At 52.4% G+C, this 2500-nt stretch carries 6 tRNA genes and 2 rRNA genes (2 of these 8 only partly in view); all 8 read left to right on the plus strand.

Going from position 1 to position 2500, the window contains the following annotated elements:
• Positions 1-1783, plus strand: a 23S ribosomal RNA gene (locus MKZ18_RS00170) (it extends 1152 nt beyond the left edge of the window).
• A 103-nt stretch (positions 1784-1886) separates the two neighbouring features.
• A 5S ribosomal RNA gene (gene rrf / locus MKZ18_RS00175) occupies positions 1887-2002 on the plus strand.
• A gap of 12 nt (positions 2003-2014) precedes the next feature.
• Positions 2015-2090: transfer RNA gene (locus tag MKZ18_RS00180), tRNA-Val, on the plus strand.
• Between the two features lie 10 nt (positions 2091-2100).
• Positions 2101-2176 (plus strand) — tRNA-Thr (locus MKZ18_RS00185).
• Positions 2177-2181: 5 nt separating this feature from the next.
• Positions 2182-2257, plus strand: a tRNA-Lys gene (locus MKZ18_RS00190).
• Positions 2258-2273: 16 nt separating this feature from the next.
• A tRNA-Leu gene (locus MKZ18_RS00195) sits at positions 2274-2359 on the plus strand.
• Between the two features lie 16 nt (positions 2360-2375).
• Positions 2376-2450 (plus strand) — tRNA-Gly (locus MKZ18_RS00200).
• Positions 2451-2462: 12 nt separating this feature from the next.
• Positions 2463-2500: transfer RNA gene (locus MKZ18_RS00205), tRNA-Leu, on the plus strand; it runs 51 nt beyond the window's last position.

Raw genomic sequence — 2500 nt, forward strand, 5'->3', positions numbered from 1 at the left:
GTCGAGTGACTCTGCGCCGAAAATGTACCGGGGCTAAACGTATCACCGAAGCTGTGGATTGACATCTTAGATGTCAGTGGTAGGAGAGCGTTCTAAGTGCTGCGAAGCTAGACCGTAAGGACTGGTGGAGCGCTTAGAAGTGAGAATGCCGGTATGAGTAGCGAAAGACAAGTGAGAATCTTGTCCACCGAATGCCTAAGGTTTCCTGAGGAAGGCTCGTCCGCTCAGGGTTAGTCGGGACCTAAGCCGAGGCTGAAAAGCGTAGGCGATGGCCAACAGGTTGATATTCCTGTACCACCTCCCCGCCGTTTGAGTAATGGGGGGACGCAGGAGGATAGAGTAAGCGCGCTGCTGGATATGCGCGTTCAAGCAGTTAGGCTGATGAGTAGGCAAATCCGCTCATCATAAGGCTGAGCTGTGATGACGAGGGAAATATAGTACCGAAGTTCTTGATTCCACACTGCCAAGAAAAGCCTCTAGCGAGGCGGGAGGTGCCCGTACCGCAAACCGACACAGGTAGGCGAGGAGAGAATCCTAAGGTGATCGAGAGAACTCTCGTTAAGGAACTCGGCAAAATGACCCCGTAACTTCGGGAGAAGGGGTGCTCTGGTAGGGTGTATAGCCCGAGAGAGCCGCAGTGAATAGGCCCAGGCGACTGTTTAGCAAAAACACAGGTCTCTGCGAAGCCGCAAGGCGAAGTATAGGGGCTGACGCCTGCCCGGTGCTGGAAGGTTAAGAGGAGGGGTTATCCTTTGGGAGAAGCTCTGAATCGAAGCCCCAGTAAACGGCGGCCGTAACTATAACGGTCCTAAGGTAGCGAAATTCCTTGTCGGGTAAGTTCCGACCCGCACGAAAGGCGTAACGATCTGGGCACTGTCTCAACGAGAGACTCGGTGAAATTATAGTACCTGTGAAGATGCAGGTTACCCGCGACAGGACGGAAAGACCCCGTGGAGCTTTACTGTAGCCTGATATTGAATTTTGGTACAGCTTGTACAGGATAGGTAGGAGCCTGAGAAGCCGGAGCGCTAGCTTCGGTGGAGGCGTCGGTGGGATACTACCCTGGTTGTATTGAAATTCTAACCCGCAGCCCTGATCGGGCTGGGAGACAGTGTCAGGTGGGCAGTTTGACTGGGGCGGTCGCCTCCTAAAGAGTAACGGAGGCGCCCAAAGGTTCCCTCAGAATGGTTGGAAATCATTCGTAGAGTGTAAAGGCACAAGGGAGCTTGACTGCGAGACCTACAAGTCGAGCAGGGACGAAAGTCGGGCTTAGTGATCCGGTGGTTCCGCATGGAAGGGCCATCGCTCAACGGATAAAAGCTACCCCGGGGATAACAGGCTTATCTCCCCCAAGAGTCCACATCGACGGGGAGGTTTGGCACCTCGATGTCGGCTCATCGCATCCTGGGGCTGTAGTCGGTCCCAAGGGTTGGGCTGTTCGCCCATTAAAGCGGTACGCGAGCTGGGTTCAGAACGTCGTGAGACAGTTCGGTCCCTATCCGTCGTGGGCGTAGGAAATTTGAGAGGAGCTGTCCTTAGTACGAGAGGACCGGGATGGACACACCGCTGGTGTACCAGTTGTCTTGCCAAAGGCATCGCTGGGTAGCTATGTGTGGACGGGATAAGTGCTGAAAGCATCTAAGCATGAAGCCCCCCTCAAGATGAGATTTCCCATAGCGCAAGCTAGTAAGATCCCTGAAAGATGATCAGGTTGATAGGTCAGAGGTGGAAGCACGGCGACGTGTGTAGCTGACTGATACTAATCGATCGAGGACTTAACCAAAATGATAGTACACGAAGTACTCAGCGAAAAATGTTATCTAGTTTTGAGAGAACAAGATAAAAAAGTCTTGCTTTTTTTCAAAAATGTTGTATAATATAATATGTCTGGTGGCGATAGCAGAGAGGTCACACCCGTTCCCATACCGAACACGGAAGTTAAGTTCTCTAGCGCCGATGGTAGTTGGGACTTTGTCCCTGTGAGAGTAGGACGTTGCCAGGCTGTTATATCAATGGAGGATTAGCTCAGCTGGGAGAGCACCTGCCTTACAAGCAGGGGGTCGGCGGTTCGATCCCGTCATCCTCCACCATGAATATGTTGCCGGTGTAGCTCAACTGGTAGAGCAACTGACTTGTAATCAGTAGGTTGGGGGTTCAAGTCCTCTTGCCGGCACCATTTTCGAGCCATTAGCTCAGTTGGTAGAGCATCTGACTTTTAATCAGAGGGTCGAAGGTTCGAGTCCTTCATGGCTCACCATTTTAAATACACACATGCGGGTGTGGCGGAATTGGCAGACGCGCTAGACTTAGGATCTAGTGTCTTTACGACGTGGGGGTTCAAGTCCCTTCACCCGCACCATTTAATTTCATAATGCGCGGAAGTAGTTCAGTGGTAGAACACCACCTTGCCAAGGTGGGGGTCGCGAGTTCGAACCTCGTCTTCCGCTCCACAAATAAGTCCTGCCGGGGTGGTGGAATTGGCAGACACACAGGACTTAAA

The organism is Priestia sp. FSL W8-0001 (genome assembly GCF_038050335.1).
Taxonomy (GTDB): domain Bacteria; phylum Bacillota; class Bacilli; order Bacillales; family Bacillaceae_H; genus Priestia; species Priestia flexa.